This is a genomic window from Enterobacter sp. DVT3837 (assembly GCF_056238685.1).
Genome location: NZ_JBWDLA010000003.1, coordinates 209,186 through 235,041, shown reverse-complemented (window position 1 = coordinate 235,041; position 25,856 = coordinate 209,186). Strand labels below are relative to the sequence as shown.

Genomic DNA, 25,856 nt, shown 5'->3' with positions numbered 1-25,856 from the left:
TCGCTTTCTTGAAAGTGCCTCTAACCGGCCGCGTGGTGTGGCCGGGCTTGATGGAGGTACATCCCATGCGACCCGCTCCCTTGCGGCCTGCCGCCGCTGCTGTCGCTGCGCCTGCGCAGCCCCAACGCTACCTGACCAACGACGAAGCCGCCGAGTACCTGCGCCTGTCGCCACGCACGCTGGAGAAACAGCGCGTGATCGGCGGCGGCCCGAAGTTCCGCAAGTTCGGCCGCCGCGTCATGTACGCGGTGTCCGACCTCGATGCCTGGGCCGACCAGCGCAGCTACGAGGCGACTTCCGACCCGGAATATGCCGAACGCCACGCGGGCGATTACCGTGATGGCCGCTGATCGCTGGCGCGTGGGTGGCCGTCGCCATGTCCAGCCCGCCAGGGCAAGCCTTGCAGCGCGAACAGCTCGACCTGTTCCGCGCGCTGCCGGGCGACATGGCACCCCGCGACAGCCAGGACTTGATGGCCTTTCCGTTCTTCTCGCTGGCGAAGTCGCGGCGTACCGCGCCGATCGACTTCCGCGCCGGCGGCATCACCATCCGCGTGGAGGGTACGCAGGAGCACGGCATCGCAACGATATGGGATGCCGACCTGCTGATTTGGGCCGCCTCGCAGATCGTGGAGGCGCGCGACGCGGGCTTGCGCCCGTCGCGCTGGATACGCGCCACTCCCTACGAGATCCTGCGCTTCATCGGGCGCGGCACGTCTCTCAACGACTACCTGCGCCTGAAAGCCGCGCTCGACCGGCTGCAATCGACCACGGTGGCCACGTCCATCCGCGAAACCACGGGAAGGCGATTGCATCGCTTCTCGTGGATCAACGAGTGGAAGGAACTGGCCGATGCCAGCGGCGTGCCGCTGGGCATCGAACTGATCCTGCCGGACTGGTTCTATGCGGGCGTGCTCGATGCCGCCTTGGTGCTGACCATCGACCCAGCCTATTTCCGCTTGAAGGGCGGGATCGAGCGCTGGCTGTACCGCCTGGTGCGCAAGCACGGCGGCAAGCAGCCGGGCGGCTGGCAATTCGACTTCCGGCACCTGCACCGCAAGTCGGGCAGCGCTGCGCGCTTCTCCGACTTCGCTTACGACCTGCGCGTCCTGGTGGCGCGGCAGTCGCTGCCCGGCTACGTCCTGGGCATCGAGCGAATGCCGGACGACGGACAAGAACTGCTGACCTTCCGGCCCGTGCTGCACACGGCACGGGGATAACTCGTGGAAAAGGTGTGGACGGCCTCGTGCTATCAGGAGTACCGGGTATCGTGCTATCGGGAGTACGCCTATCGTGCTATCAGGAGTACGAAAACGCCGGAAAGCCAATAACGGCGCGGGTTTGCGGCCCCTCTAACTTCCCTAACAAGAAATACATAACTTTTAGTAGAAGCGCGCCGTTTCGGTGGACAACCGAGAAACGGCACGGCGAACAGCGTTTTGCACGGCAGGTAAAGCCCGGCTTTCCAGCAGGGAGGGCCGCGCCATGATCCTCGCTCTGCTCAACCAGAAAGGCGGTGTCGGCAAGACCACGCTCGCCACGCACATCGCGGGCGAACTGGCGATGCGCGGCCAGCATGTCGTCCTGCTCGATGCCGACCCGCAGGGTTCATCCCTGGACTGGACGCAGCGCAGAAGCCAGCAAGGCTTGCCACGGCTGTTCAGCGCCGTGGGCCTCGCACGCGAAACGCTGCATCAGGAAGCGCCAGAACTCGCCAGGCGGGCCGATCACGTCATCATCGACGGGCCGCCGCGCATCGCCGCCTTGGCGCGCTCCGCGCTGCTGGCGGCCGAGCGCGTGCTGATCCCGGTGCAGCCCAGCCCCTACGACCTCTGGGCCAGCTCGGAAATGGTTTCGCTGATCCGCGAGGCGCAGGTGTTCCGGCCGCTGCTCCGCGCGGCCTTCGTCATCAACCGGCGCGTCAGCACCACCATCATCGGGCGCGAGGCGCGGCAATCGCTCGCCGAACAGCCGCTGCCCGCGCTGCGCTCGGAGGTGCATCAGCGCATCGTCTTCGCCGACAGCGTGGCCGCTGGCCGGCTCGCACGCGAGACAGCGCCCGACAGTGCCGCCGCCCGCGAAATCACCGCCCTGGTGGACGAACTGCTGCGGTGGCCGACATGACAGCGCAGCAGCCACCCAACAGCAAACGCACGGGCAAGCGCGTCGGCATCGGCGCACGTCCGCCCGCGAATCCGCACGCCGAGGCGTGGATTCGTCAGGGCGATGCCGACGCGCTGGGCAAAGGCGACCTCTACACGGCCCGCCTCACGCTCGACATCACGCCCGCCATGCGGGCGCGCATCAAGGTGTCGGCCTTCACGCAAGGCGTGACCGTGGCCGACCTGCTGCGCGGCCTGCTGGAGCGGGAGTTTCCGCCGGAGAACACACCATGAACGCATTCGCTTGGCCTGCCGCGAACGCGGCACCGGCTGCGCCGCTGCCTGCGCTTTCGGCACTCGCCGGACAGGCCGGCAATGTGCCGCTGACGCGCGTTTCGCTGGCCTACCTCGAACATCGCTTCAAGCTCTACCTGCGCTTCGGCGAACCGGCGCGCACGCTTCAGCTCGACCGCTGGCGGCGCTGCGCGGTGTTCCTGCCGGGCGCGATGCTCTGCCGCATCCGCTGGCAGGCCAACGACTACGGCACGATCCGCTGGCAACTCATGGTGATGCAGGCTTGCACACCGCTGGACGCGGCGCAGCGCATCCCCGGTGTTCAGCCGGGCGCGCGCTTGCTCCTACACACCGAAGGCGATGCCAACGTGCGCGCCGTGCTGGAGCGCATCGACGGCATCGAGGCGCTGGGCATCGCTGCCATCGACGTGTCGCCGGCGTACTGGCGCACGCTGGGCAACCGTCTTGCGGCTCGCCTTGCGCTGCCCGAATACACCACCGAGCGGCATACCGCCTGGCTGGCCGGGAAGGTGCTGCCATGACCGCCCCGACCACCACACCCAACGCGCCCGACGTGGCGCCGCGTCCTCGCTCACGCCTGCGCGCTCGCATCGTGCTGGCGACACTGGCCGCCATCGGCTTCGCTGCGCTGGCCTGGGCGGCTTTCGTGTCGCCGCTGCCGCGTCTGACCTACAACCCGTCCGACAGCGTGGCGGTCGGCTGGTATCGCATTGACCCGTTCGACCCGCGCACCGCCTCGCTGCCACGTCCGTTGTCCGTGGACAGCATCGTGCTGGTGCCGCTTCCGGCCACGGCTGCCGCGCTCGCTGCGCAGCGCGGCTACCTGCCGACGCGCGTTCCGCTGCTCAAACGTGTGGGCGCGGTCGCGCCGCAACACGTCTGCATCGTCGCCGGTCAGGTACGCATCGACGGCGTGCCTTCGGCCGCCGTACTGCCCGCCGACCGGCTGGGCCGGGCGCTGCCGTCCTTGCAGCTTTGCCGCCGCCTTGAACCGGGCGAACTGCTCCTGTTGAGCGTGACGAATCCAGCATCGTTCGACAGCCGCTATTTCGGCCCGGTCAGCGCATCCGCCGTGATCGGCGTTGCGCATCCGGTGTGGCCGGAGATACGCCCATGATGGCCGCCGATTCGCTGCGCTCTGACGTGCCATCGGGCATGTCGTTCTGCTGGCTGCTTCAGTGTCGCTGCGCCTGTCGTGCCGGTGCATTCGCACCGCACGTCGCGCAGCATCCGGCGCAGCCGTCCAACGTTCAGGCGTCTTGCCTCGAACGCGCCCGGCCTGCGGCCATTGGCGCTTTCGCCGGCGCGCTGTCTGTTCACGCAGCAGCGCCGCCGGGCCGCCGTTGCCTGGAGCGACAGCGAAGGGCAAAGGCGGAAGGCAAGACAAAAGGACGCGGCACCTGGCCGCGTCGAAAGCCAGTCAGCACATGGGGGGAACGCGGCACGGAGCGGCTTCGCCACCGTGCCGCGTTTGGCGCGAGGGTCGCGCCAATGCTGGCATGTCCGCGTGCTTCGCACGACAGGACACGCCCAAGCTTGCGGGGAGCGCAGCCATGACCGACAGCCGCGACGACGACTTTCGCGTGCGCCCCAGCGCCCCGAAGAACCGGGGCAAGGGCCAGGGGCAGAGCTTCGTTTCCAAGGTGCTCAAGCAGGCCGGCAAAGCCAGCAGCGGCAAGTCGGCAGTACGCCGTCCTGGCGCGGCTGGCACCGGCCAGCGGCCCGGCTCTCGGCTCGGACGTGGCCACACGGCGGCGCGCTTCGCCGGGGCGAAGCTAATGCCCATGTCGCGGCGCGTGACCATCAAGACCTTGCTGGTCAATCACCAGCGGGCCAGCCCGCAATCGCTCGCCAAGCACCTGCGCTACATCGAGCGCGACGGCGCGGGTCGCGATGGCGAACCGGGCCGGGGCTACGGGCCACAGGCCGACGAAGCCGATCTGGACGCCTTCAAGGAACGCTGCGCCGACGACCGGCACCATTTCCGCTTCATCGTCTCGCCCGAGGACGGGGCCGAGCTGGACGACCTGCGCACCTACACCCGGCATCTGGTGAGCCGCATGGAAGCCGACCTGGGCACGCGGCTGGATTGGGTGGCGGTGGATCACTGGAACACCGACAACCCGCACACCCACCTGATCGTGCGCGGGCGCGACGACACCGGCAAAGACCTCATCATCGCGGGTGACTACATCGCCCACGGCTTCCGCCATCGCGCCGCCGAGCTGGCGACCGAGTGGCTGGGGCCGCGCACCGAACTGGAGATTCAGCAGACCTTGAGGCGCGAGGTGGAACAGGAGCGGTGGACGAGCCTGGATCGCACCTTGCAGCGCGAGACCGGCGAGGATGGCCGGGTGCATGTCGAACGGCTCAACGAGCCGAGGTTGCAACGCCAGCGCCTGCTGCTGATCGGCCGCCTGCAACGCTTGCAGCGCCTGGGCCTAGCCGACGAGGTGCAGCCCGGCACCTGGGCCATTCATGCCGATGCCGAGAAGACCTTGCGTGCCCTGGGTGAGCGTGGCGACATCATCCGAACGATGCAGCGGGCCATGAGCGGCCAGCCGCGTGAGCTGGCGGTGTTCGAGCCGGGCGACGATGGTCGCAGCCTCATCGGCCGCGTGGCCGCGAAGGGGCTTGCCGATGAGTTGCACGACCGAGGCTATCTGATCATCGACGGCACGGACGGTAAGGCCCACTACGTTGCACTGAACGCCCGCGACGAACTGGCGAACTATCCCACGGGCGCTGTGGTAGAGGTGAAGGGTTCGACTGAGGTGCGCACGGCCGACAAGAACATCGCCTCGCTGGCGAGCGATGGCCTGTACCGCACCGATCATCACCTGGTAATCGAGCAGGGCCGGGCTACGCCCGGACGCGACCCGCAGGAAGTCGTCGCCGCTCATGTCCGGCGGCTGGAAGCCCTGCGCCGGGCTTGCATCGTGGAGCGCGTGGCCGAAGGGCTATGGAAGGTACCGGACGACCTGGCCGAGCGTGGCCGCCAATACGACGCGCAACGGCTGGGCGATGTAGCCGTAGAGCTGAAATCACACCTTCCTATTGAACGGCAGGCCCGCGTCATCGGCGCGACTTGGCTTGACCAGCAACTGATCGGCGGTGGCCGTGGGCTGGGCAACTTGGGCTTTGGCGGTGATACCAAGCAGGCCATACAGCAGCGAGCCGATTTCCTCGAAGAACAGGGGCTGGCACAGCGCCGCGGGCAGCGCGTCATCCTCGCGCGCAACCTGCTGGGCACGCTACGCAATCGGGAACTAGTGCAGGCCGCGAAAGACATTGCGGCGGAAACCGGCCTAGAGCATCGCCCGGTGGCCGACGGGCAGCGCGTAGCCGGTATCTACCGGCGTTCCATTATGCTCGCCAGCGGGCGCTACGCGATGCTCGATGACGGCATGGGGTTCAGCCTTGTGCCGTGGCGGCCGGTAATTGAGCCGCGACTGGGACAACAGCTTGCCGCAAAGGTTATCGGCGGAAGTGCCTCTTGGGAACTTGGACGAAAGCCCAGTATCGGTATCAGTTAGATATCAAGGGAAGCTGAGTACCAGGCGCAGTCTGCTTGGCTGCTGTGATTCTTCTTAGAGATTCAATCAATGCCATAAACTCCTTGGATTGCCTCAGTGCTTCGCCTCCCGCAGTTTGCAGGTCCAAGACATCCGTAGCCTCGATCGTGAAGGCTGTGGGCACGCGCAGCAGCGAATGCCGGATCTTGTCGTCCGGCACGTCGTTCAGACTTACGCTTACTACGTAGATTTCTGCGTCGGCCGCAAAGGGGCTGTCCGCTTGGCCACGGGTGCGGACAATCTCGGAACGCCAGTGTTGCAGGTCGTCGTTAAGCATGGCCAGCGTCACCTGGGTCTCGCGAGCGCCGGCACCGAAGATCAGCGACTCAAGTACTTGCGTCGTGCTGGGAACTCGGTCGCTACTGTCCACTCTCTCGCTCAGTCCTCGTTCGGAGTTCACCGTCACCAACACGAGTCGGCGCAAGCTTCCGGGCTTGACCTCCGAGAAATTGGCGCTCATTGAGCCCGAAGCTACTAGCCGGTCTAGCATCAGACGTACGCCGAGGTTGTCGGAGACACCACCGTCCACGAGGTGGATATAGGGCCGATCGTGCGCATTGAGGTAGCTGTCTATGCCGCTTTGCAGGATGCGTGATCTGTAATTTTGCCCTCTGACAGGCAAAGATCGGAGAGGCGGCGGACAGGTATTGGCGTTGTTTCGCACCGTTACGGGCGACAGCACCAGCGGTACTGCCGACGAGGCCGCCACCGCGAAAGACAGCGGCGTTGCATCGAGGTCGGAACAGATTAGCCGGAATTGCTCGGTGGTGAAATCGAAAGGGGCACCGGTCGTGAGGTCGGTTGCCGTGATCATCAGTTCGGGCGCGCCCGGTCGTCGGCGCACGTCACCAAAGGTGCGGCCTTCAAAAAGTTCGTCCAAGCGTTGAGCCAGGATCTGGCTGCGCCCAAACCAAGGTGAAGTTAGTCTATAAAGACGCTCAGGCCACAGAGCTTCACGTATGAGTCGCCCCTCAAAAGGCACAAGCAGAAAATCCGGCTCGAAACGAGTCAGCGTGGCATCGCCGAAGGCCGCGAAGTGCGCGGCAAGGATGCTGCCCCCCGACACTCCGCTGACCAGGAACACCTGATCCAACAGAGTGGTCTCCTGGCCCTCTAGCGCGAAGCGTGTGGCCTTGAGTTCGCGCAGCACGCCCAGGCCGAAGGCCGCCGCCCGAGCGCCCCCGCCTGACAGTGTCACCGCTACAACCACCGGTTGGTTGACCTCCGACGGCCTGATGCGTTGGTCGTTCTCGGCGAGAGACATTAAGGCGGCGTCGGAAAGTGTCGGGTTGATCCAAGGACGGTAAGTGGAACACCCTGTCAGAACTACCGTTGCCAGCACACCGGCCAAACTCCATCGTGTGAATTTACACACCTCCAGGCGCTTTACCTCTGCAAGCAGCACCACGCAGCGTTTCGAATAGACAAGAACGAGAAACGCCGGCAATTTTGCGACGAAGCAGAGCCACTCCAGAATGCTGCAGACGTTACAAGAACGGCACCCTACGAATCCCCTTGATGAGGCTCCTCGCGATCCGCGCGAAGTTATGGAATAGCAGCTATTCACGAGCCAGCACTTCTCCAAGCGCTATTGATCCGTTCAAGGCAGGTGGTGATTGCAGACTTTGCATGCCCGAGCAGTGTGTAGGAGCCTTTGAAATCCGCGAGAGCGTTGCCGTGCTCGAAGCAGCTAGCAGCAGCCACCCGACGATCTGTTTGTTCATCTACTGCCTCAAACTCCAAACTAGCTCCCCCAGTTGTCACTGGTCCAACAAGCAACGTCGTTAGGGTGTTGACTGCTCTATTGGGCGTCTCAATGGTCGTAATTGCCACACGCACACGTATGCGGCCTGACGATGCGGGAGCTTCGGACTTAGTTTGGAGATGTCGCAGTTCACTGTTGACGTGATCGAGAAGCTCTCGCACTTGCTCAGCTTCAAGCCCACCTATGCGTCCAGTTGCCGTCACTACCTGAGCATCCTCGACTAATATTTCCCGGTAACGACTGGGTTCAAAGCCTGGCGCCTTGAAGAGCAGAACATTTTCGTACTTCGTTTTTCCCAATACATCGTAATCACCAAGAAACCCTGATCGAGTCATTCCGTTTGAAGCACAGCCAGATAAGGTTGCCGTGAGGCCTGCCAGCAGCACAAAATGGATTAATGAAATAGGGCGTTTCATATATATTTTCATTTATCCCATTTTCAGACAGACGATGCCAGCAACAACCAGCGCAATTCCAACCCAACGTATCAAGGAGGCGGTATCGCCGAACACATACACGCCCACGAAAAACGCGCCCAGCGAACCGATGCCGGTCCAGACCGCATAAGCTGTTCCTATGGGGATCTGTTTAAGAGATAACCATAGGAAAAAGCCGCTGGCTGCCATACAGGCAACTGCAATCGCCGGCCCCACGTAGCGCATCGCTGCATTGGCCGCACCCATCTTGAGGCCTAGTGGCCAACCGATTTCGAACAGGCCGGCAATCAGTAGAACCAACCATGGATTCCATGACAACGGGTTCATATATTTCTCCAAATCTATTCAGTGAAAATTGATTATCAAAGCATCAAAGCATCAAAGAATAGGCAGTAGGCGGTCAATTCGCTCTGCTTCTGATTTCTTCTTAAACTCTCTGATGGCGAGAATCTGTCTCCCCGATCTCTCCGGCCACGAGAGAGATCGGGGGAAGCGTGTGGACAGTTACGCTGAGGGATCAGACCGGTTGCACTGGTTGTTGTACCGCCTCGTGACTCCGTTTGCTGCCCGGCCACTTCATTCCGAACAGCACCTCGTAGAGCAACGGAATCAGGCCAAGCGTCACGAGCGTGCCAAGTGCGAGACCACCGATCATGCCGATGGCCATGCCCTTCCACAGCGGCCCCGCAAACAACATCAGGGGCACGAGACCCGCGATACAGGTCACCTTGGTCATCACGATTGGACGCAGCCGCTGCATCGCAGCTCCCACCAGGGCTTCATGTCGGGCGAGACCTTCCGAGAGGCCGTGTTCAATTTGTTCGAGCAGAAGAACGGCGTTGTTGACGATGATTCCGAACAGCGCAAGCACCCCGAATGTCGCCATGAAGCTGAAAGGAGTGCCTGTTGCCTTCAGTGCAATCACGACCCCAATCAACGTGAAGGGAATCGTTGCGAGAATCACGATCAGCTTGCGGAAGGAGTTGAACTGCCAGATGAATAGCAGCAACATCGCCAGAAGAGCGAACGGCATGTAGTGCGTGAGCGATGCATTCGATTCAGCCGATTCCTCAATTTCTCCACCAAGCTCTATGGCATAGCCTGCAGGTAGTTCAATTGCGGCGATCCGAGGTGCGAGGTGATCCACGATCTCTTGCGCGGTGTATGCGGTGTTCTGCCCCTGAACTGTGACTGTACGAATGAGATTGCGGCGCTGGATCACAGACGGCTCGCTAGCGAGCGTGACATCGGCCACTTGCGCCAGGGAAACCGGCTGGCCACCCGACGCTGGATAGATGGTCGTCGAACCAACGTCCGCAGTGCTGCGCCGATCATTGGACGTCCCGCGCATCACGATTGGCACGCTGGTATCGCCATCTCGGATCACAGAGATCGACTGGCCGATGTAGCGGGTGCCAAGCCAGGCAGCTATGTCGTCGGTGGTGACGCCAGCACGTCGCGCACGATCTTGATCGACCCGAACATCGAGACGGCCGACACGGGTATCCCAGTTGTTCTTGATGTTGGCCGTACCTGGCAGCTCCCGTAGCGCGGACTCAATTTTCGCCGCCGCATTCATCAGCACCTCATGATCCGGCCCACTGACCCGGTAGACGGCTGTGCCGGCTTCGGTAGTGCCTAGCGAGAACCGCTGAGGCTCTGCGCGTACATCTCCATGATGCTGCGCGAAGTAAGCCCGAGTTCGGGCAATCACGACGTCAATGTTGGTGCCTGCCTTGACCGTCACGACAAAGTACGCGATGTTCGATGCTGGCAATGGGGGATTGAGCCCAAGGATGAAGCGCGGCCCACCGTCAGCGACGTAGCCAATGTGATCCGTGATTTCGGGGTTGATTTCTTGATCACCGAGCCAGCCGCTCACTTCCTTCACTTTGGCAAGAGTGAGCCGTGAATCCGTTCCAGGGGCGAGCTGCACCGGTATTTGGAATTGAACTCGGTCGGACTTCGGCAAGAAGTCGTATGGCAGTGTCGTGAATCCGTACAGAGCTACGGCCAATGCACCCGTCATCACACCAACGTAGATCGCCTTGTGGTCAAGCACCCACTCAAGCAACTTGCGATAGCCGCGATAGAAGCGTGTGTTGTAGGTTTGCGCGTCATTCGCCGGTTGATGATGCACTTTGGTGAAGTGGTAGCACAGCAGTGGAGTGACGGTCAGACACAACAGCCAAGATCCGAGTAACGTGAGCGCGAGGACAATGACGAGAGAGCGCAGATACTCACTCGTCGCACTCTGGCCGAAGAAGAACGGGGAGAAGGCGATGACGATAACCAATGAGGACGTCAGCAGCGGCAGTGCGAGGGTACGACCCGCTTCGAGACAAGCCTGTTTGCGGTCTTCACCGGCTGCCAAGCGCCGTTCAATGTCTTCGGCAATCACGATGCCGTTGTCTACCAAGAGCCCCAAAGCGATGATGATGGCTGCCATCGAAACACTTTGCAGCTCGATGTTCAGCGCGCGCATCACGATCAGTGCCCCCAGAATGGTAAGCGGCACGATCATCCCGACGATGAATCCTGTGCGCCATCCCAGGAAAAGGACGACGACGCCGAGCACGATGACAATCGTTTCGATCATCACCTGGTTCATCTTGCCCATTTCACGTTTGACGACGTCTGCCTGGAATGTCACATAGGAGAGCTCGAAACCTGCGGGCAGAAGTTTCTCAAGCTCGGCCACACGGGATTTGAGGGCTACGCCGAATTGCTCCACGTTCTGGCCCGAGGTCATGGACACTGCCATCACTACGGCAGGCTGGCCCTTATAGACTGCAGCAGACTCGGGAGGATCTGCAGGTTGTACCTGCACGCGCGCAAGCTCTCCCAGTGAGATTGAAGGAGCAGGCGAAGCACCGCGCGCACCCTGAGCTTGCGCCATCATGATCGGCAACGCGCGCAGCGAGGCGGCGTCGCGAACCTCTCCACTAACAGCCAGCGAAGCGTTGATGCCACCGATGGCGATTTGCCCGCCTGAAAGCACGACGTTTTGTTTAACGAGTTGATCGATCACCCCTTGTGGGGTCAATCCAAGCTGGGCTAGTTTTGGTCGATCAAATTCGAGATAGACGCGCTCTTCCTGCAAGCCGTAGAAGCTGATGCGATCAACGCCGGGAAGCGCGTATAGGCGATCGCGCATCTCTTTCAACGACACACGCATTTCGCCCATGGAGTAGCCCGGCGCGGTCACCGCAATGGAGGCCACGGCAACACGGCCGAAGTCGTCGTTGACAAATGGCCCCAACGTACCCTGTGGAAGCAGAGGCTGAGCATCGGCAACCTTCGCGCGAACGCGCTGCCATATGGGGGCTAGGTCGGTGTACCGCTCCCAGATCGTGACCTGTATGACGGCCCCGCCCGCGCGAACGGTTGTGGTTACACGCTTGACCTCGGCCAGCTCCCGCAAACGCTCCTCGATCGGACGCGCGATCAACTGCTCAACACGTTCGGCTGGCATGCCAGGGTTCAGAACGGCAACAACCGCATCTCGAATCGTGACCGATGGCTCTTCCTGCGAAGGGAAATTGAGAAACGTGGCAATGCCGGCAACAAGAATGATGACCGCGGCAAGGTAGGTGAGTCTGCTGGCGCGCAGCGCCATTTCTGTGATCTTCATAGCGAAGTCTTCCTGTAGCGGGTCAGCGTCCGGCCAATTGGGTCGTGGCCTTGAGTGGGGTGACTTGTTGCTCGTTCGTCAGCCAACTCGCGCCAGCCGCGACTACCATCTCGCCGCGCTTCAGGCCGCCCACAACGCGAACGTTGTCGCCGCCTGGCTCGCTCTGGAATTGCACTTCCCGGCGGTGCACCTTCTTTCCGGTCACGTCATATACAAACACTGCGGCTTGTCCTGCTTTCTCACTGAGCACCAGTGCCGAATAGGGAAGCATCAGACGATCTGGTGAGGCATCCTTCGCTTCCGGTGCCTTCAGCAATACTTGAACGGCAGACCCGGGTCGAAGACTGCGCGCAAGAGTAGCATCTTGAGGAACGAGCACGACAGGTAAAAGTGAGCCATTTTCAGCACGCAAGCCGATGCGTTGTACCGAAGCACGAACGGGACTTGCTGACTCGCTCAGGCGCAGTTCGGCGACCTGCCCAATTTTGATATTTGCCGCCTGGGTCGTCGATGCAGTCGCAAGGACTTCTACGCCGCTGCGTAGTCCATCCACTTGAAGCACCGGCGCTCCGGCTGCAATATCTGTGAACGGCAGAGCGAGTTTCTCCGCGACGACGCCGTCGAATGGCGCATGAATGGCGGCCCCCCTTCGCGCACGCTCGGCAAGGCCGAATGCGGCCTTTGCATTGCGCACCTGGCCTTCAGCTGCAACCAACTGTGCTTTCACACTCTCGAATGCAGCCGGGGAGATTACGTTGCCCTCAAGCAGCCCCCTTTGCTGCGTTGTCTGCACGATTCTGTCTGCCAATGCGGCTTCCGCAGCAGCGAGTGTCGCCCGAGCCTGTTCTAGGCGGAGTTGCTCGGGCTGAACATCCAACTCAGCCAGAAGCTGTCCGCGAGAGAAGCGATCTCCCACGTCCACATGAAGCTTGCTGATACGCCCGCCAGTCTCGAACCCCAAGGTACTCCGCTCACTGGAGCGAGCTAGACCACTCAATTCAATGCGATTGGCCACAGAACCTACATCCCCCACCGTGAGCAGCTTGACCGCTCGCGGTGGATCGGAAGCAGGCTCCTTCTGACTATCACAGCCGGCAAGCGATGCGAGCAGAACAAACGCGAGGCCGACTTTCTGCATTTGCCAGGACTGGGATTTAAAGGGAGTGCAAGACACGGGAAGGCCTTTCATCAGCGTTTATCAATAGGGGTGAGTTCCAGTTCGCCGCGGGCGAGCGCCTGGAGGGTGTGCATGAGTCGAGAAAGGTCTTCGGCAGCAAACGTCGGAAAACCCATCATTTCGGCGAGGAAGACTCCGTCCAAGGCAAATAGAACGATTCCGGCGATATCGGTGCCGCGTGGAGATTTGCTCGCGTTCTCGTACTGCCTGCGGTACCAGCCGCGCACAGGCTCAAGCAGCGTGGGGTCTTCAGCCACGGCCGCCAGCAATGCAGCGCTCATCTTTTGCATCCCGCCGTCAGGCATAGCCGAGACCTGGCTGGATAGCCAAGGGTCTGGATCGCCGACGAATGGCAGCTCTCGCTCTTCCTGCCCGCCATCAAACGCCGAGACCTGGTCATCAATCATCGTGAGGAGCAGATCGCGCTTGGTCTTGAAGTGGTACAGGAACGCACCTTTGCTCATTCCTGCCCGTGCAACGACCGCGTCAAGCGTTAGGTGCCCGGCACCTCCCTCCATGACTACGTCACGCGCAGCTTGAAGGATGCGCTCCCGTGTTTGTTGCGCTTTCTTAGAGATGGAGGGGGCTTCAGCGCCGTTGTCCGCCGAATGCGACTCCTCTGGGCTTGATTTCATACGAGTTGCCATGGTGAAACTCCAAAGATGCTTGATTTTTGAACCGTCTGAACGGTATAGTACACGCCATGAACTATGCCCGTCAAGACGGCCTCCTCAATTCACAACCTAGTGGCTCAACATGTCCGATCCCTACGCCCGCCGCGGCCTTACTGCTGTTGCATTCCTATCGATCACGCTTCTCGCCGCGTGCAGCCACTCGCCTCACAGGGTGGAGACATCACGCGTTGAGGTTCCGGCCAAATTCATGAACGAAGCGGGTCTGGCTGTGCAGCAGGTGCCAGCACAAGCACTCCCGGCCGAGTGGTGGACGGCGTACGGTGATCCGCTGATTGACGCGCTGGTGCGCAACGCGCTGGAGCACAACACCGATCTCGCTATTGCAAGAGCGCGGATTGATGAAGCTGTGGCGATCACCCGACGTACACGCGCTTCAATGTTCCCTAGCTTGGCGCTCACGCCCCAAGCAACGCGCGCGCGCGACTTTTCTTTGGCACCGACCATCAGCAGCGATGCCAGGCTTCCGCTGTCGGCTTCATGGGAAGTTGATCTAGCGGGCCGCCTCTCGCATGCCGCTGATGGCGCACGGATGGACGCAGTTGCTGTCGAACAGAACTGGTTCGCGACACGTTGGCAGATCGCCTTTGAGACAGTGTCCGCTGCACTGCAGCAGCGGCAGGCGGCAGAGCTGGAAGATCTGGCAAAAGAGCGACTTCAAGTCGCCGAGCGCCTTGAGCGTCTGACAGAGCAGAAGTTCAAGGCAGGTCAAGCTACGGGCTTTGACATTGAACGCACGCGTTCCGAGGTCATCGCCCTCCGGGTGGAGCAAGAGCAGTTGCGACGCGTACGCGGCGAAGCAACGCATGCCTTGGATGTGCTCGTTGGCCGGATTCCGGGGGCGCTTGGCAGCGGTCCTGCGCTTGCCTCTCTCACCATGCCCGATTGGACTCCCAGAAGCGTGCCAGGCGAATTGCTGCAGCAGCGCCCCGACGTCAGAGCCGCGCAGGCGCGTCTTGCAGCGGCGACGGCGCGATGGAACGCAGCAGAAGGCGAGCGGTTCCCCAAACTTGTGCTCGATTTGAGTGGTGGGCGCCAACGCTTCGAGAACAACGGAACACGTGTGGCAGGGAACATTTTCTCTCTGGGCTTGGGTGTGACGCTTCCGATCTTTGACGGTGGAGCAATACAAGCGGGAATCGACGAGGGCTCAGCACGCAGTCGCGGCGCACAGGCTGACCTGGAACGCACGGTTTTGCTTGCGCTTCAGGATGTGGAGAACGCTTATCTGGGCTGGCAGACCCAGCGGACTTCTCTGCAGCATCAGGTCGATGGTCTTGTCGTCGCTGATCGACTCCTTGACCGCAGTCGACGCCTCTTTGAGGCGGGACAGGTGGATGCGACCGTTGTTGCAGAAGCGGAGCGTGGCACCTTGTCCCAGCGAGCGGCTCTGGTCCGTGCTCGCGCCGACGCAGCCGTGCAATGGGGTGTTCTCGCTAAAGCGCTTTCTGGTTCGCCAGAGCATGTGAATCTGCAATCTTCACCCTGAGTCCTTGAGTTGGAAGAACGCAGCATGGCAGCGAGTTTTAAATACTGAATAGATCGACGATTAGTAGGGGACGCATGGAAATTCGACATCTACGTTGTTTTATGGCGCTCGCCGAGGAACTTCACTTCGCTCGCGCCGCTGCGAAACTGCATATTGAGCAGTCCCCACTGTCTCGCACGATCAAAGAACTCGAAGAGGAGTTAGGAGCACAGCTCTTTATTCGGAACACGAGAAGCACGCGTTTGACACGAGCTGGGTTGATGCTCATGGAGCACGCACCTCGGGTGTTCGCATCCTTGCAACAGGCGCGGGACTGCGTGAAGGCAGCAAAAAATGGCTTTCATGGACAACTCCGCGTCGCCTTGTCAGACGGCGCAACACTACTGTGCTTACCAGCCCTATTGGCGTTGTGTCGCGAGGAGGAGCCCGAGGTTGAGATTCGCTTTTTTGAGGTGCCACTATCCCAACAAATCAAAGGATTGCACGACGACCTGTATGACGTCGGCTTTGCACAGTCCGACGACGTAGGTGATGGAATCGTCGCACTTCCCGCGTGGACTGACACGCTTATGGTGGCGCTGCCAGCTCGGCATCCGTTGCTGGCTCTTAAGCGAATTCCATTGGATGAACTGCTGCGCTACCCGCTAGTGCTATCTGATCCTCAAGTGTGCGAGGGCCACGCCAAGCACATTGAGCGAGTACTTAGCCGGGCTGAAATGCAGCCTCTAGTTGCCGAGCGGGTTACCACTTTCGACCTGATGATGGCGTTGGTATCTGCCGGTTTTGCACTCGGACTTACAGGGGCTGCACACATTGCAGCCTCCCGAGAGCCAGGAGTCGTGGCGAGGCCGCTTTCGACACGCGTACCACCTTTGACGACCTATCTACTCAGACTTGAAGGCGATCCGTTTGACGAGCTTGCGCGCTTCATTCAGCGAGTACAGGCCATCGAATTGCCAGAGTTTCTCAGGTCAACAAAAAGCCGAAATCCCGATCTTCCGGAGGAATTGATGCCATGAGACTCGCCATCACGCTCGTCGCTGCAATGCTAGTCGCATGCGGTCAATCTGATAAACCGCACAAAGCCACTAGTGCAGAAAAGAAAACCCCGACAGTAGAAGAGCTGGTGGCAGACCCGGAACAGCTCAAGAAGTTGCGCCAGCAATGCAAGACGGATCGGCCTACTTTGGGCGAACTGCTTTGCAACCGGGTAGCGGAGGCAACACGTAAGCGGTTCTACGGTGACGGAAAAACGCCATACACACCGCCCAAAGAATCCCCCAAATTCTGAAATTCAGCAATTCAGCAATTCAGCAATTCAGCAATTCAGCAATTCGCTAGTCTGCCTGAATCTTCTGTTCGGCACGCTGATATTCGCCGGCGCTTACGGAGTCACTCCCTGGCTAGACACAGCGCGAATTCATTCTTTCTTATCGACCTTTCTGCCCCAAACGGTCTTTGACCGGCACTAAGCCAGCACCGATCCTGACGCCTGCGGCACATTTCTAAGCCGCGTTTCCCAAGGGAATCAGCGTAGGAGAGATTGGAGGCGGGGCTATGCAAGGTACGAATGTGCTGTTCGGTCAGATAGCCGTGGTATTCGGCATCGTGATCGCGGGTGTGTGGGGCGCCACACAATGGACGGCAGCAGCCCTTGGCTATCAGGTACGCCTTGGCTCCCCCTGGTTTGATTTCCTCGGCACACCGATCTACCTCCCGTGGAAGCTGTTTGAGTGGTGGTTCTTCTTCGATGCCTACGCGCCACGCGTTTTCGACACGGGCGGTGCCATAGCGGGTGGCAGTGGCTTGCTGGCGGTGGTGGTCGCAGTCTGCATGTCGATCTGGCGCTCTCGTCAATCACGCCTAGTCACGACCTATGGCTCGGCACGCTGGGCAAGTACGGAGGACATTCGCAAAGCCGGCCTTACGCAGCCGATCGGCGTGTTCCTCGGTCAGCACGATGGCAAGTACCTTCGGCATGAAGGCCCGGAACACATCCTCACTTTCGCGCCCACGCGCTCAGGCAAAGGCGTCGGCCTTGTGGTGCCGACGCTGCTTTCTTGGCCTGCATCCGCCGTAGTCCACGACATCAAGGGCGAGAATTGGCAGATCACCGCAGGTTGGCGCTCACGCTACTCACACTGCCTGCTGTTCAATCCGACCGATGCGAAGTCGGCGGCCTACAACCCGCTGCTAGAAGTTCGGCGCGGCGCACATGAAGTGCGTGACGTACAGAACATAGCCGACATTCTGGTCGATCCAGAAGGCGCGCTTGAGAAGCGCAACCATTGGGAGAAGACTTCGCACGCGCTGCTGGTCGGGGCCATCCTGCATGTGCTCTACGCGGGCGAGGACAAGACGCTGCGCGGCGTCGCCAATTTCCTCTCCGATCCGGCCAGCCCCTTCGAGCTGACCTTGCACCGGATGATGACCACACAGCACCTCGTGAACGTGGAAGGTGGTGGCCCGCATCCAGTCGTCGCTTCGGCGGCGCGCGAAGTGCTCAACAAGTCGGACAACGAGCGTTCCGGCGTGTTGAGCACCGCCATGTCGTTCCTGGGCCTCTACCGCGACCCCACGGTGGCCGAAGTCACCTCGCGCTGCGACTGGCGTATCGCCGACCTGATCGCGTCCGAGCATCCGGTGTCGCTTTATCTGGTAGTGCCACCTTCGGATATTTCGCGGACGAAACCGCTCATTCGCCTGATCCTCAACCAGATCGGCCGACGGCTCACCGAATCGCTCGACGGCAGCGACGGCATCGAACGCCGCCACAAGCTGCTGCTGATGCTCGATGAGTTCCCGGCGCTGGGCCGCCTGGACTTCTTCGAGACGGCGCTTGCCTTCATGGCGGGCTACGGAATCCGCAGTTTTCTTATCGCCCAATCGCTCAACCAGATCGACAAAGCCTACGGCCAGAACCATTCGATTCTGGATAACTGCCATGTCCGCGTGACGTTCGCCACCAACGATGAACGCACTGCGAAACGGATCTCCGAAACGCTTGGCACCGCTACCGAACTGCGCGCGCAGCGCAACTATGCCGGGCACAGATTGGCACCGTGGCTGGGGCACCTCATGGTGTCGCGGCAGGAGACGGCCCGCCCGCTACTGACGCCCGGTGAAGTGATGCAGCTTCCGACTGAGGAAGCTGTGGTGATGGTGTCCAGCGTGGCACCGATCAAGGCCAAGAAGCTGCGCTACTACGCCGACGCGAATTTCAAGAACCGCGTTTTACCGCCGCCTGTGCTCGCGGCCGGGCAATACGCGGACGCGCCACCGGCCCGGCCCGACGACTGGAGCGGCCTATCGATCCCAGCCGTGTCAACGGTCCGGGCTGCGGGCCTGTCCGGCGATGGCACAGGCACCGCCGATGACGGCGGCCCACGCCGACAGCCGGAGCTATCCGAAGTCAGCGAATACAGCCCCGAACCGCTGCTCGCCGGCCATGACCTGACTCTGCTCGATGACGACGACGACCTGCCGCTGCCGCTTCCCGGCCAGCTCGACCCGGCCATGCAGCGCACGGCCCGGCTGGCTTCCCTCGACCCCAACGACGGAATCGACTTATGAGCCAATACCGCCTCAATCTGTTCATTCAGCCCGAGCACGCCAAGCGTCTCGAAGAACTGGCCGCCAAGAAAGGCGTGTCCAAGTCGTCCATTGTCGCGGCGGCGCTCGCGTCGTGGCTATCGCCCGATGCTGGCGACCAGCGCGAGGCGGCCATCGCCAAGCGGCTCGATCGCCTGTCGCGGCAGGCCGAGCGCATGGAGCGCGACCAGAACATCCAGATCGAAACACTGGCGCTGTTCATCCGCTACTTCCTGACCGTCAGCACCCCGATTCCCGAAGCCCATCAGGACGCAGCTCGCGCCCAAGGCAAAGCGCGTTTCGAGCAATTCGTGGAGCGGCTCGGCCGCCACCTGCTGCGTGGCCGCAGCCTGGTGCGCGACGTTGTGGAAGAACTGCACCCAGACCCGGCGCGAATGGATGACGCGGAGGCACTGGCTGAAGCGCAGGAGCGTGCCTCATGAGCGCCATTCCGCAAACCCCGCCCGAACTCTCATCCGCCGCAACCTCTCTGGATCGCCGTATCCAGATGCTGCGCACGGCAATGGGGCCAGTCATCGCCGCTGCGCTGGCCGACCCCGACGTGGTGGAAATCATGCTCAACCCCGACCGCACCCTATGGGTGGATCGGTTGTCATCGGGCCGCATGCCGCTGGGCGTGGAGCTGTCCCAAGACGATGGCGAACGCATCATCCGGCTGGTGGCTGCGCACGTCGGCGCAGAGGTGCATCGCGGGCGGCCGCTGCTGACCGCCGAGCTGCCCGAAACCGGCGAGCGGTTCGAGGGCATCTTGCCGCCCGCAGCGCCCGGCCCAGCCTTCGCGCTGCGCAAGCGCGCCGTGAGCATCATCGGGCTGGATCGCTATGTGGCCGACGGCATCTTGACCACAGGCCAGGCCGAGTTCCTGCGCCGCGCCGTGCGTGAGCGCCAGAACATCCTGATCGCCGGGGCGACGAGCAGCGGCAAAACCACACTCGCCAATGCCTTGCTTGCGGAGATCGCCGCCACGGGCGACCGCGTGCTTGTGCTCGAAGACACCATCGAGCTGCAATGCGCAGCCCGCGACCATGTGCCGCTGCGCACCCGCGCTGGCGTCGTGTCTATGACCGAGCTGGTGCGGGCCACGATGCGCCTGCGCCCCGACCGCGTGATCGTCGGCGAGGTACGCGGCGGCGAAGCCCTGGACTTGGTTAAGGTGTGGGGCACCGGCCACCCCGGCGGCATCGCCACCATCCACGCCGGTTCCGCGCTGGGCGCGCTGCTGCGCCTCGAACAGTTGATTCTTGAAGTGGCGGTGAACCCACCGCGTGCGCTGATCGCCGAGGCGGTCAACGTCGTGATCCACATCGCCGGGCGTGGCCGCAAGCGCCGCGTCGAAAGCATCGCCCGTGTCGTCGGTTTCGACGGCACCGGCTATCGCCTGGCGGACGCGCTGGAAACACCGTTTCCCGAGCTGATGCCGGTTCCTCTCGCAGCCGATGCCGCTGCGCCTTCCTCGTCCCTTGACCTACCTGGAGAACTGCCATGACGCAGATGCACGTTCACGCTTTCCGTAATTCCGTAAATCCGGTTTCAACCATCGCACGCCTGCGGCGGCTGGCCGGCCCCGCGCACCACGGCCTGCTGCTGGCCGCAGTCATGCTGATGACGGCGGGCACGGCGAAGGCATCCGGCTCCTCGATGCCATGGGAAGGCCCGCTGCAATCCATTCTGGAGTCGATTCAGGGGCCGGTGGCACGCATCGTCGCGGTCATCATCATCATCGCCACGGGCCTCGCGCTCGCCTTCGGCGACACGTCGGGCGGCTTTCGCAAGCTGATCCAGATCGTGTTCGGTTTGAGCATCGCGTTCGCCGCGTCCTCGTTCTTCCTGTCGTTCTTCAGCTTCTCCGGCGGGGCTGTCGTATGAGTGGCCCGGATAGCTTCGCGGCCGGCTTCGAGGTGCCGCTACATCGCTCGCTGACCGAGCCGCTCTTGATGGGCGGCGCACCGCGCACGGTGGCGATTGCCAACGGCACGCTAGCCGCTGCCGTCGGGCTGGGCCTGCAACTCTGGATTCCTGGCGTAGTGCTCTGGATCGTCGGTCACTCGCTGGCCGTGTGGGGCGCGAGGGTCGATCCGCAGTTCATGCAGGTCTTCGCCCGGCACATCAAGCACAAGCCGCTGCTGGACGTGTAGGAGACGCCGCCATGCTTAACCTTGCCGAATACCGCCAGCGGCCCGCCTTGCTGGCCGACTGGCTTCCCTGGGCTGGGCTGATCGCGCCGGGCGTGGTGCTGAACAAGGATGGCTCGTTTCAGCGCACGGCGCGCTTTCGCGGGCCTGATCTGGACAGCGCCACGCAGGGCGAATTGATCGCCACGACGGCACGGCTAAACAACGCGTTGCGCCGGCTGGGTTCGGGCTGGGCGCTGTTCGTGGAAGCCGAGCGCCAGTCGGCCGCGGACTATCCGCATTCCGACTTTCCCGAACCGCTGTCCTGGCTGGTGGACGAAGAACGCCGCGCTGCCTTTGAGGAATCGGGGAACCACTACGAAAGCAGCTATCACCTGACGCTAGCCTATCTGCCGCCGGAGGAATCCCGCGCTCGTGCAGCCAAGCTGCTCTACGAGCACGCGCCGGGCGATGGTGTGGACTGGCGCGGTCGGCTTGACGCCTTCCTGGCAGAAACGGATCGGGTTTTCGACCTGCTCGATGGCGTGATGCCAGAAATCGTCTGGTTGGACGATGCCGCGACGCTGACTTATCTTCACGCCACGGTGTCCACGCGGCGCTACCGGCTGGCCGTGCCCGAGGTGCCTTTCCACCTCGACGCACTGCTGGCCGATTCCGCCCTAGTCGGCGGCCTTGCGCCCATGCTGGGTGACCAGCATCTGCGCGTGGTGTCGGTGCGGGGCTTTCCGACCTCGACCTGGCCGGGCCTGCTGGACGACCTCAATCGCCTGGGCTTTGCCTATCGCTGGAGTACCCGGTTTCTCTGCCTCGATAAAGCCGAGGCGGAAAAGGAGCTGGGCCGCCTGCGTCGCCAGTGGTTTGCGAAACGGAAGAATGTCATTGCGCTACTGCGCGAAACCATCTTCCAGCAGGAATCGCCGCTGGTGGACACGGATGCCAGCAACAAGGCGGCCGACGCGGATGCCGCCTTGCAAGAGCTTGGCAGCGATCAAGTCGCCTTCGGCTACCTCACCGCCACGGTGACGGTGTTCGATGACGACCCTGCCGTAGCCGACGAAAAGCTGCGCATGGTGGAACGTGTCATCCAAGGACGTGGCTTCGTCACCATCCCCGAAACCTTAAATGCAGTCGATGCGTGGCTGTCGTCCATACCAGGCAATGCCTATGCCAACGTGCGCCAGCCCATCGTCTCGACGCTGAATCTGGCGCACATGATGCCGGTGTCCGCCGTGTGGGCTGGGCCGGAGAAAAACGCCCATCTCGACGGCCCGCCGCTGATCGTCACGCGCACGGATGGCGCGACGCCGTTCCGGCTGGTGACGCACATCGGCGACGTGGGGCATACGCTGGTCGCGGGGCCGACGGGCATGGGAAAATCTGTCCTGCTGGCGATGCTCGCCTTGCAGTTCCGCCGCTATGGCGGCTCGCGCATCTTCGCCTTCGACATGGGGCGATCCATGCGGGCGACGGTGCTGGGCCTGGGCGGCGAACACTACGACCTCGGCGCGGACGGCGCCATTGCCTTTCAGCCCTTGGCCCGTATCGACAGCGAAGGCTATCGCACCTGGGCCGCCGAGTGGATCGAAGGCCGCCTGCTGCATGAAGGCGTGACCGTCGGCCCCGACGAGAAAGCCGCCATTTGGTCGGCGCTCGGCAGCCTCGCTGGTGCGCCGGTGGAGCAGCGCACGATGACCGGGCTTTCGGTGCTGCTGCAATCGAACGCGCTGCGGCAGGCATTGTCGCCGTATGTGCTGGGCGGCGCGCACGGCAAGCTACTGGATGCCGACCGCGACCGGCTCGGCAGCGGCGACGTGCAGGGCTTTGAGATGGAAGAGCTAATGCACAGCCCCGCCGCCGTGCAAGCGGTGCTGCGCTACTTGTTCGCCCGCTTCGATGCACGTTTCGACGGTGCTCCCACGCTGCTGATTCTCGATGAAGCCTGGCTATTCCTTGATGAACCGTCCTTCGCGGCACGCATCCGGCAATGGTTGAAAACTCTGCGCAAGAAAAACGTGTCGGTGATCTTCGCCACGCAGTCGCTTGCCGACATCAAGGATTCGACCATCGCGCCCGCGATCATCGAAAGCTGCGCGAGCCGGATTTTCTTGCCCAACCCGCAGGCGACCGAGCCGCAGATTCGCACGGTCTACGAGGGCTTTGGCCTCAACAGTCGGCAAATCGAAATCGTCGCCACCGCGCAGCCCAAGCGCGACTACTACTACCAATCGCGCCTGGGCAATCGTCTGTTCGACCTCGACCTGGGGCCAGCCGCGCTCGCCTTCTCGGGCGCATCCACACCGCAAGACCAACGCGACATTGACCGAGTGCTGACGCAGGCCGGCGCTCCCGGCTTCGCCGGTGCGTGGCTACGCCATCGCGGCCTCGATTGGGCCGCCGACCTGCTGCCGTCCTCGCCGTCGGCGGCTTCTTTCCTCGCTACTCAACCCCTGGAGATTTCGCCATGAAGACCCGTGTACTTTCCGTTTCGCTCGCCGCCGCGCTGGCCGGCTCGCTGATGCTCGCTCAGCCAGCGGCGGCGCTCACTTTCGTTGATCCCGTCAACTTGGTGCAGAACACGCTGACTGCCATCCGCACGCTGGAGCAGATCAACAACCAGATCAACCAGCTCCAGAACGAAGCGCAGATGTTGATGAACCAGGCGCGCAACCTGGCGAATCTCGACTTCAACATCGTCAACCGGCTGCGCTCGACGCTCGCCACGACTGAACGCCTGATTGCCGAGGCGCAAGGGCTGGCCTACGACGTGCAGAGCATGGATGCCACGTTCTCGCGCCTGTACCCGGAGCAGTACGCCGCCACCATCAGCGGCGACCGCATGGCACAGGACGCACGCGAACGCTGGAAGAACACGCTCGACGGCCTGCACACCGCGATGCGGATGCAGGCGCAGGTGTCGCAGAACCTGACGCAAGACGAAAGCGCGCTGGCCGACCTCGTGAGCCAAAGCCAATCGGCCACGGGTGCGCTGCAAGCGATGCAGGCAACGAACCAGCTTCTCGCCTTGCAGGCCAAGCAGTCCATCCAGGCCCAGCAGCTCCAGATCACACAAGACAGGGCGGCCTCGCTGGAGCTGGCGCGGCAGGCAGCGGCCACCGAGCGCGCCCGCGAAGTGCGGCGGCGCTTCCTGGGCACCGGCACGCCGTACACACCGCAGTCCGTCAACTTCTACAACAACTGACGGGAGGCGGCCATGCGATGCGTTCCTGTCCTGCTGGCCGTGCTGCTGACCGCATGCGGCCAGCAGCCGGCTGAAGACCTGACCGCCACCTTGGCCGCCGATCCCGTGCGGCTCAAGGCGCTGCGCGCCCAATGCGCAGCCGACCGGCAAACCGCAGGCGAAGACACCTGTCGCGCCGCTGCCGAAGCCTTCCGGCGGCGCTTCTTCACCGGCCAGACTGGGCCGGACGAATACCGGACGCTGGCAGAACTGCCGCCGATTCCGGCGAGTTTCGACACGCCAACCGACGACGCGCCGGAAGGTGATGCGTCGCTCGCCGCTGCGGAGGACACGCCATGAACGACGTAACGATCATCGACAGATTCCTCGATACCTTCTCGCGCTACATCGACTCCGGTTTCGGTCTGCTGCAAGGCGAAGTCGCGTTCCTGACGGCCACTCTCATTGTCATCGACATGACCATTGCCGGTCTGTATTGGGCCATGAGCCATGCGACCGGCCAGGGCGAGGACGTGATCGCCAAGCTGCTGCGCAAGGTGCTTTACGTCGGTGCCTTCGCCTACATCATCGGTAACTTCAATTGGCTGTCGAGCATCGTGTTCCGCTCGTTCGCCGGGCTAGGCATCACCGCCACTGGCTCGGCCATAACGATGGAGAACTTCTTGCAGCCGGGTCGGCTTGCCAAGACCGGCATCGACGCCGCTGCGCCGATCCTCGACCAGATCGGTGACATGGCCGGCTTCCCCGAAGTGTTCGTGAACCTCGACCCCATCGTGGTGCTGTTCATCGCTTGGCTGGTGGTGATCCTCTGTTTCTTCGTGCTCGCGGTTCAGCTTTTCATCACGTTGATCGAGTTCAAGCTGACCACGCTTGCCGGCTTCGTCTTGATCCCGTTTGCGCTCTGGAACAAAACCTCGTTCCTCGCGGAAAAGGTGCTCGGCAATGTGGTTTCGTCAGGCATCAAGGTCTTGGTGCTGGCGGTAATCGTCGGCATCGGCTCGGGCCTGTTCGCGGAGTTCCAGGTTCATCCCGACGAGCCTTCCATCGACCATGCGCTTGTCGTGATGCTGGCTTCGCTTGCCTTGCTGGCGCTGGGCATCTTCGGCCCCGGCATCGCCACGGGCCTTGTGTCCGGTGCGCCGCAGCTCGGCGCGGGTGCGATGGCGGGCGCTGCCGTCGGCGCGGTAGGCACGGGTGTTGCCATCGGTGCCGCCGCGACCGGCGTGGGCGGTGCCGTCATGGCGGGCGCACGCATGGCCCCGGCCGCCGCAAAGCTGGCCGGGAGCGGCGCACGCGCCGCCACGTCGGCGGCCAGCAGCGCCAAGTCCGCATTCCAGGCCGGTTCCGCCGCTGCGGGCGGCGGGGCTAAAGGCGCGGCTGCGGGCCTCGGCAATGTCGCCAAGACCGGCGCGCAAGCGGCAGGCCGCCGAGCTGCATCGGGCGCTTCCGCTGCCGGTCAGAAGGTGGCCGACTCCTTCCGGGCAGGATGGAACGGTGCGGATGTCGGCGCTGCCGGTTCCGGCCAGGCCGCCGCAGGCGAAGGCGCAGCCAGCGCGCCGAAGCAAGAGCAACCCGCCTGGGCAAAGCGGATGCACCGCCGCCAGCAGATCACCCATGCCGCAACCACCGCAGCCCACACGCTGCGCAGTGGCGACGGCGGCGGCTCAGGGCAAGGCCCAAGCCTGCGCCCCGATGCGTGACCCGATACCTGACCACCAAGGAGAACCC

General features: G+C 62.6%; 26 protein-coding genes. 20 read left to right on the top strand and 6 right to left on the bottom strand.

From position 1 onward, the window contains the following. Positions 1-65 precede the first annotated feature (65 nt). The 8 genes from AC0XWG_RS24380 to AC0XWG_RS24345 all read left to right on the top strand — a co-directional run bounded on the left by AC0XWG_RS24380 (position 66) and on the right by AC0XWG_RS24345 (position 5,952). Positions 66-350 carry a helix-turn-helix transcriptional regulator gene (locus AC0XWG_RS24380; protein WP_004883058.1) on the top strand — a complete coding sequence of 95 codons (285 nt, stop codon included), beginning with the start codon at positions 66-68 and terminating at the stop codon, positions 348-350. Positions 351-400: 50 nt separating this feature from the next. Next, positions 401-1,219 (top strand): replication initiator protein A, encoded by an 819-nt coding sequence (locus tag AC0XWG_RS24375; RefSeq protein WP_425267602.1) that lies wholly within the window; start codon positions 401-403, stop codon positions 1,217-1,219. A gap of 265 nt (positions 1,220-1,484) precedes the next feature. After that, positions 1,485-2,123: a ParA family partition ATPase gene (gene parA / locus AC0XWG_RS24370; RefSeq protein ID WP_004883061.1), complete on the top strand. Its 639-nt coding sequence runs from the start codon at positions 1,485-1,487 to the stop codon at positions 2,121-2,123. Further along, positions 2,120-2,395, top strand: a complete 276-nt coding sequence (locus AC0XWG_RS24365; protein WP_004883063.1) for a hypothetical protein — start codon at positions 2,120-2,122, stop codon at positions 2,393-2,395. Before parA ends, AC0XWG_RS24365 begins: the two co-directional genes overlap by 4 nt. Next, entirely contained in the window at positions 2,392-2,937 is a 546-nt protein-coding gene (locus tag AC0XWG_RS24360; protein ID WP_004883064.1) for a DUF2840 domain-containing protein, read from the top strand. Before AC0XWG_RS24365 ends, AC0XWG_RS24360 begins: the two co-directional genes overlap by 4 nt. Continuing rightward, positions 2,934-3,533 carry a S26 family signal peptidase gene (locus AC0XWG_RS24355; protein WP_004883067.1) on the top strand — a complete coding sequence of 200 codons (600 nt, stop codon included), beginning with the start codon at positions 2,934-2,936 and terminating at the stop codon, positions 3,531-3,533. The genes AC0XWG_RS24360 and AC0XWG_RS24355 overlap by 4 nt, the downstream gene beginning before the upstream one ends. Then, on the top strand, positions 3,530-3,973 hold the full coding sequence (locus tag AC0XWG_RS24350; protein WP_022652141.1) for a hypothetical protein: 444 nt from the start codon (positions 3,530-3,532) through the stop codon (positions 3,971-3,973). The genes AC0XWG_RS24355 and AC0XWG_RS24350 overlap by 4 nt, the downstream gene beginning before the upstream one ends. After that, positions 3,970-5,952, top strand: coding sequence for a relaxase/mobilization nuclease domain-containing protein (locus AC0XWG_RS24345; RefSeq protein WP_004883068.1), 1,983 nt, complete (start codon positions 3,970-3,972; stop codon positions 5,950-5,952). Before AC0XWG_RS24350 ends, AC0XWG_RS24345 begins: the two co-directional genes overlap by 4 nt. Here the strand turns inward: AC0XWG_RS24345 and AC0XWG_RS24340 are convergent. The 6 genes from AC0XWG_RS24340 to AC0XWG_RS24315 all read right to left on the bottom strand — a co-directional run bounded on the left by AC0XWG_RS24340 (position 5,945) and on the right by AC0XWG_RS24315 (position 13,651). After that, positions 5,945-7,333, bottom strand: a complete 1,389-nt coding sequence (locus AC0XWG_RS24340) for a patatin-like phospholipase family protein (protein WP_004883070.1) — start codon at positions 7,331-7,333, stop codon at positions 5,945-5,947. The two genes, AC0XWG_RS24345 and AC0XWG_RS24340, sit on opposite strands and share 8 nt — an antisense overlap. Positions 7,334-7,554: 221 nt before the next feature. Further along, the gene (locus AC0XWG_RS24335; protein WP_004883071.1) at positions 7,555-8,172 is read right to left on the bottom strand and encodes a DUF3313 family protein; all 618 of its coding nucleotides are present in this window, start codon (positions 8,170-8,172) and stop codon (positions 7,555-7,557) included. Positions 8,173-8,184: 12 nt separating this feature from the next. After that, positions 8,185-8,520, bottom strand: coding sequence for a DMT family transporter (locus AC0XWG_RS24330; protein WP_004883073.1), 336 nt, complete (start codon positions 8,518-8,520; stop codon positions 8,185-8,187). A gap of 190 nt (positions 8,521-8,710) precedes the next feature. Then, entirely contained in the window at positions 8,711-11,827 is a 3,117-nt protein-coding gene (locus AC0XWG_RS24325) for an efflux RND transporter permease subunit (protein ID WP_004883075.1), read from the bottom strand. Between the two features lie 22 nt (positions 11,828-11,849). Further along, positions 11,850-12,965, bottom strand: a complete 1,116-nt coding sequence (locus AC0XWG_RS24320; RefSeq protein ID WP_044256783.1) for an efflux RND transporter periplasmic adaptor subunit — start codon at positions 12,963-12,965, stop codon at positions 11,850-11,852. Between the two features lie 50 nt (positions 12,966-13,015). Beyond that, the gene (locus AC0XWG_RS24315; protein WP_022652140.1) at positions 13,016-13,651 is read right to left on the bottom strand and encodes a TetR/AcrR family transcriptional regulator; all 636 of its coding nucleotides are present in this window, start codon (positions 13,649-13,651) and stop codon (positions 13,016-13,018) included. Positions 13,652-13,760: 109 nt separating this feature from the next. Between AC0XWG_RS24315 and AC0XWG_RS24310 the strand changes: the two genes are divergently transcribed. The 12 genes from AC0XWG_RS24310 (at position 13,761) to trbL (ending at position 25,828) form a co-directional block, all read left to right on the top strand. Continuing rightward, the gene (locus tag AC0XWG_RS24310) at positions 13,761-15,185 is read left to right on the top strand and encodes an efflux transporter outer membrane subunit (RefSeq protein ID WP_028699135.1); all 1,425 of its coding nucleotides are present in this window, start codon (positions 13,761-13,763) and stop codon (positions 15,183-15,185) included. A 74-nt stretch (positions 15,186-15,259) separates the two neighbouring features. Then, the gene (locus tag AC0XWG_RS24305) at positions 15,260-16,204 is read left to right on the top strand and encodes a LysR family transcriptional regulator (protein ID WP_004883081.1); all 945 of its coding nucleotides are present in this window, start codon (positions 15,260-15,262) and stop codon (positions 16,202-16,204) included. Further along, positions 16,201-16,476, top strand: a complete 276-nt coding sequence (locus AC0XWG_RS24300) for an EexN family lipoprotein (protein WP_004883082.1) — start codon at positions 16,201-16,203, stop codon at positions 16,474-16,476. The genes AC0XWG_RS24305 and AC0XWG_RS24300 overlap by 4 nt, the downstream gene beginning before the upstream one ends. 266 nt (positions 16,477-16,742) lie before the next feature. Continuing rightward, positions 16,743-18,758 (top strand): conjugal transfer protein TraG, encoded by a 2,016-nt coding sequence (locus AC0XWG_RS24295; protein WP_004883083.1) that lies wholly within the window; start codon positions 16,743-16,745, stop codon positions 18,756-18,758. Further along, positions 18,755-19,219: a ribbon-helix-helix protein, CopG family gene (locus tag AC0XWG_RS24290; RefSeq protein ID WP_004883086.1), complete on the top strand. Its 465-nt coding sequence runs from the start codon at positions 18,755-18,757 to the stop codon at positions 19,217-19,219. Before AC0XWG_RS24295 ends, AC0XWG_RS24290 begins: the two co-directional genes overlap by 4 nt. Beyond that, entirely contained in the window at positions 19,216-20,283 is a 1,068-nt protein-coding gene (gene trbB / locus AC0XWG_RS24285) for a P-type conjugative transfer ATPase TrbB (protein ID WP_004883088.1), read from the top strand. Before AC0XWG_RS24290 ends, trbB begins: the two co-directional genes overlap by 4 nt. A gap of 5 nt (positions 20,284-20,288) precedes the next feature. Then, positions 20,289-20,663, top strand: coding sequence for a TrbC/VirB2 family type IV secretion system protein (locus tag AC0XWG_RS24280; RefSeq protein WP_425267603.1), 375 nt, complete (start codon positions 20,289-20,291; stop codon positions 20,661-20,663). Next, complete coding sequence (locus AC0XWG_RS24275) at positions 20,660-20,932, top strand: VirB3 family type IV secretion system protein (protein WP_004883097.1); 273 nt, start codon at positions 20,660-20,662, stop codon at positions 20,930-20,932. The genes AC0XWG_RS24280 and AC0XWG_RS24275 overlap by 4 nt, the downstream gene beginning before the upstream one ends. A gap of 11 nt (positions 20,933-20,943) precedes the next feature. After that, positions 20,944-23,394: a conjugal transfer protein TrbE gene (gene trbE / locus AC0XWG_RS24270; protein WP_004883099.1), complete on the top strand. Its 2,451-nt coding sequence runs from the start codon at positions 20,944-20,946 to the stop codon at positions 23,392-23,394. Further along, entirely contained in the window at positions 23,391-24,128 is a 738-nt protein-coding gene (gene trbJ, locus AC0XWG_RS24265) for a P-type conjugative transfer protein TrbJ (protein ID WP_004883101.1), read from the top strand. The genes trbE and trbJ overlap by 4 nt, the downstream gene beginning before the upstream one ends. Before the next feature lie 12 nt (positions 24,129-24,140). Then, on the top strand, positions 24,141-24,467 hold the full coding sequence (locus AC0XWG_RS24260) for a hypothetical protein (protein WP_004883103.1): 327 nt from the start codon (positions 24,141-24,143) through the stop codon (positions 24,465-24,467). Continuing rightward, complete coding sequence (trbL, locus tag AC0XWG_RS24255; protein ID WP_004883106.1) at positions 24,464-25,828, top strand: P-type conjugative transfer protein TrbL; 1,365 nt, start codon at positions 24,464-24,466, stop codon at positions 25,826-25,828. The genes AC0XWG_RS24260 and trbL overlap by 4 nt, the downstream gene beginning before the upstream one ends. The last annotated feature ends 28 nt before the right edge of the window (positions 25,829-25,856 follow it).

Excerpts from the sequence above, each read along its gene's own strand:
- AC0XWG_RS24305 (WP_004883081.1), top strand. The coding sequence starts at position 15,260 with ATGGAAATTCGACATCTACGTTGTTTTATGGCGCTCGCCGAGGAACTT.
- AC0XWG_RS24295 (WP_004883083.1), top strand. The coding sequence starts at position 16,743 with ATGCAAGGTACGAATGTGCTGTTCGGTCAGATAGCCGTGGTATTCGGC.
- trbJ (WP_004883101.1), top strand. The coding sequence starts at position 23,391 with ATGAAGACCCGTGTACTTTCCGTTTCGCTCGCCGCCGCGCTGGCCGGC.
- AC0XWG_RS24330 (WP_004883073.1), bottom strand. The coding sequence starts at position 8,520 with ATGAACCCGTTGTCATGGAATCCATGGTTGGTTCTACTGATTGCCGGC.
- AC0XWG_RS24355 (WP_004883067.1), top strand. The coding sequence starts at position 2,934 with ATGACCGCCCCGACCACCACACCCAACGCGCCCGACGTGGCGCCGCGT.
- AC0XWG_RS24300 (WP_004883082.1), top strand. The coding sequence starts at position 16,201 with ATGAGACTCGCCATCACGCTCGTCGCTGCAATGCTAGTCGCATGCGGT.
- trbL (WP_004883106.1), top strand. The coding sequence starts at position 24,464 with ATGAACGACGTAACGATCATCGACAGATTCCTCGATACCTTCTCGCGC.
- AC0XWG_RS24310 (WP_028699135.1), top strand. The coding sequence starts at position 13,761 with ATGTCCGATCCCTACGCCCGCCGCGGCCTTACTGCTGTTGCATTCCTA.
- AC0XWG_RS24280 (WP_425267603.1), top strand. The coding sequence starts at position 20,289 with ATGCACGTTCACGCTTTCCGTAATTCCGTAAATCCGGTTTCAACCATC.
- AC0XWG_RS24275 (WP_004883097.1), top strand. The coding sequence starts at position 20,660 with ATGAGTGGCCCGGATAGCTTCGCGGCCGGCTTCGAGGTGCCGCTACAT.
- parA (WP_004883061.1), top strand. The coding sequence starts at position 1,485 with ATGATCCTCGCTCTGCTCAACCAGAAAGGCGGTGTCGGCAAGACCACG.
- AC0XWG_RS24335 (WP_004883071.1), bottom strand. The coding sequence starts at position 8,172 with ATGAAACGCCCTATTTCATTAATCCATTTTGTGCTGCTGGCAGGCCTC.
- AC0XWG_RS24350 (WP_022652141.1), top strand. The coding sequence starts at position 3,530 with ATGATGGCCGCCGATTCGCTGCGCTCTGACGTGCCATCGGGCATGTCG.
- trbB (WP_004883088.1), top strand. The coding sequence starts at position 19,216 with ATGAGCGCCATTCCGCAAACCCCGCCCGAACTCTCATCCGCCGCAACC.
- AC0XWG_RS24345 (WP_004883068.1), top strand. The coding sequence starts at position 3,970 with ATGACCGACAGCCGCGACGACGACTTTCGCGTGCGCCCCAGCGCCCCG.
- AC0XWG_RS24360 (WP_004883064.1), top strand. The coding sequence starts at position 2,392 with ATGAACGCATTCGCTTGGCCTGCCGCGAACGCGGCACCGGCTGCGCCG.
- AC0XWG_RS24325 (WP_004883075.1), bottom strand. The coding sequence starts at position 11,827 with ATGAAGATCACAGAAATGGCGCTGCGCGCCAGCAGACTCACCTACCTT.
- AC0XWG_RS24380 (WP_004883058.1), top strand. The coding sequence starts at position 66 with ATGCGACCCGCTCCCTTGCGGCCTGCCGCCGCTGCTGTCGCTGCGCCT.
- trbE (WP_004883099.1), top strand. The coding sequence starts at position 20,944 with ATGCTTAACCTTGCCGAATACCGCCAGCGGCCCGCCTTGCTGGCCGAC.
- AC0XWG_RS24260 (WP_004883103.1), top strand. The coding sequence starts at position 24,141 with ATGCGATGCGTTCCTGTCCTGCTGGCCGTGCTGCTGACCGCATGCGGC.
- AC0XWG_RS24320 (WP_044256783.1), bottom strand. The coding sequence starts at position 12,965 with ATGCAGAAAGTCGGCCTCGCGTTTGTTCTGCTCGCATCGCTTGCCGGC.
- AC0XWG_RS24365 (WP_004883063.1), top strand. The coding sequence starts at position 2,120 with ATGACAGCGCAGCAGCCACCCAACAGCAAACGCACGGGCAAGCGCGTC.
- AC0XWG_RS24315 (WP_022652140.1), bottom strand. The coding sequence starts at position 13,651 with ATGGCAACTCGTATGAAATCAAGCCCAGAGGAGTCGCATTCGGCGGAC.
- AC0XWG_RS24290 (WP_004883086.1), top strand. The coding sequence starts at position 18,755 with ATGAGCCAATACCGCCTCAATCTGTTCATTCAGCCCGAGCACGCCAAG.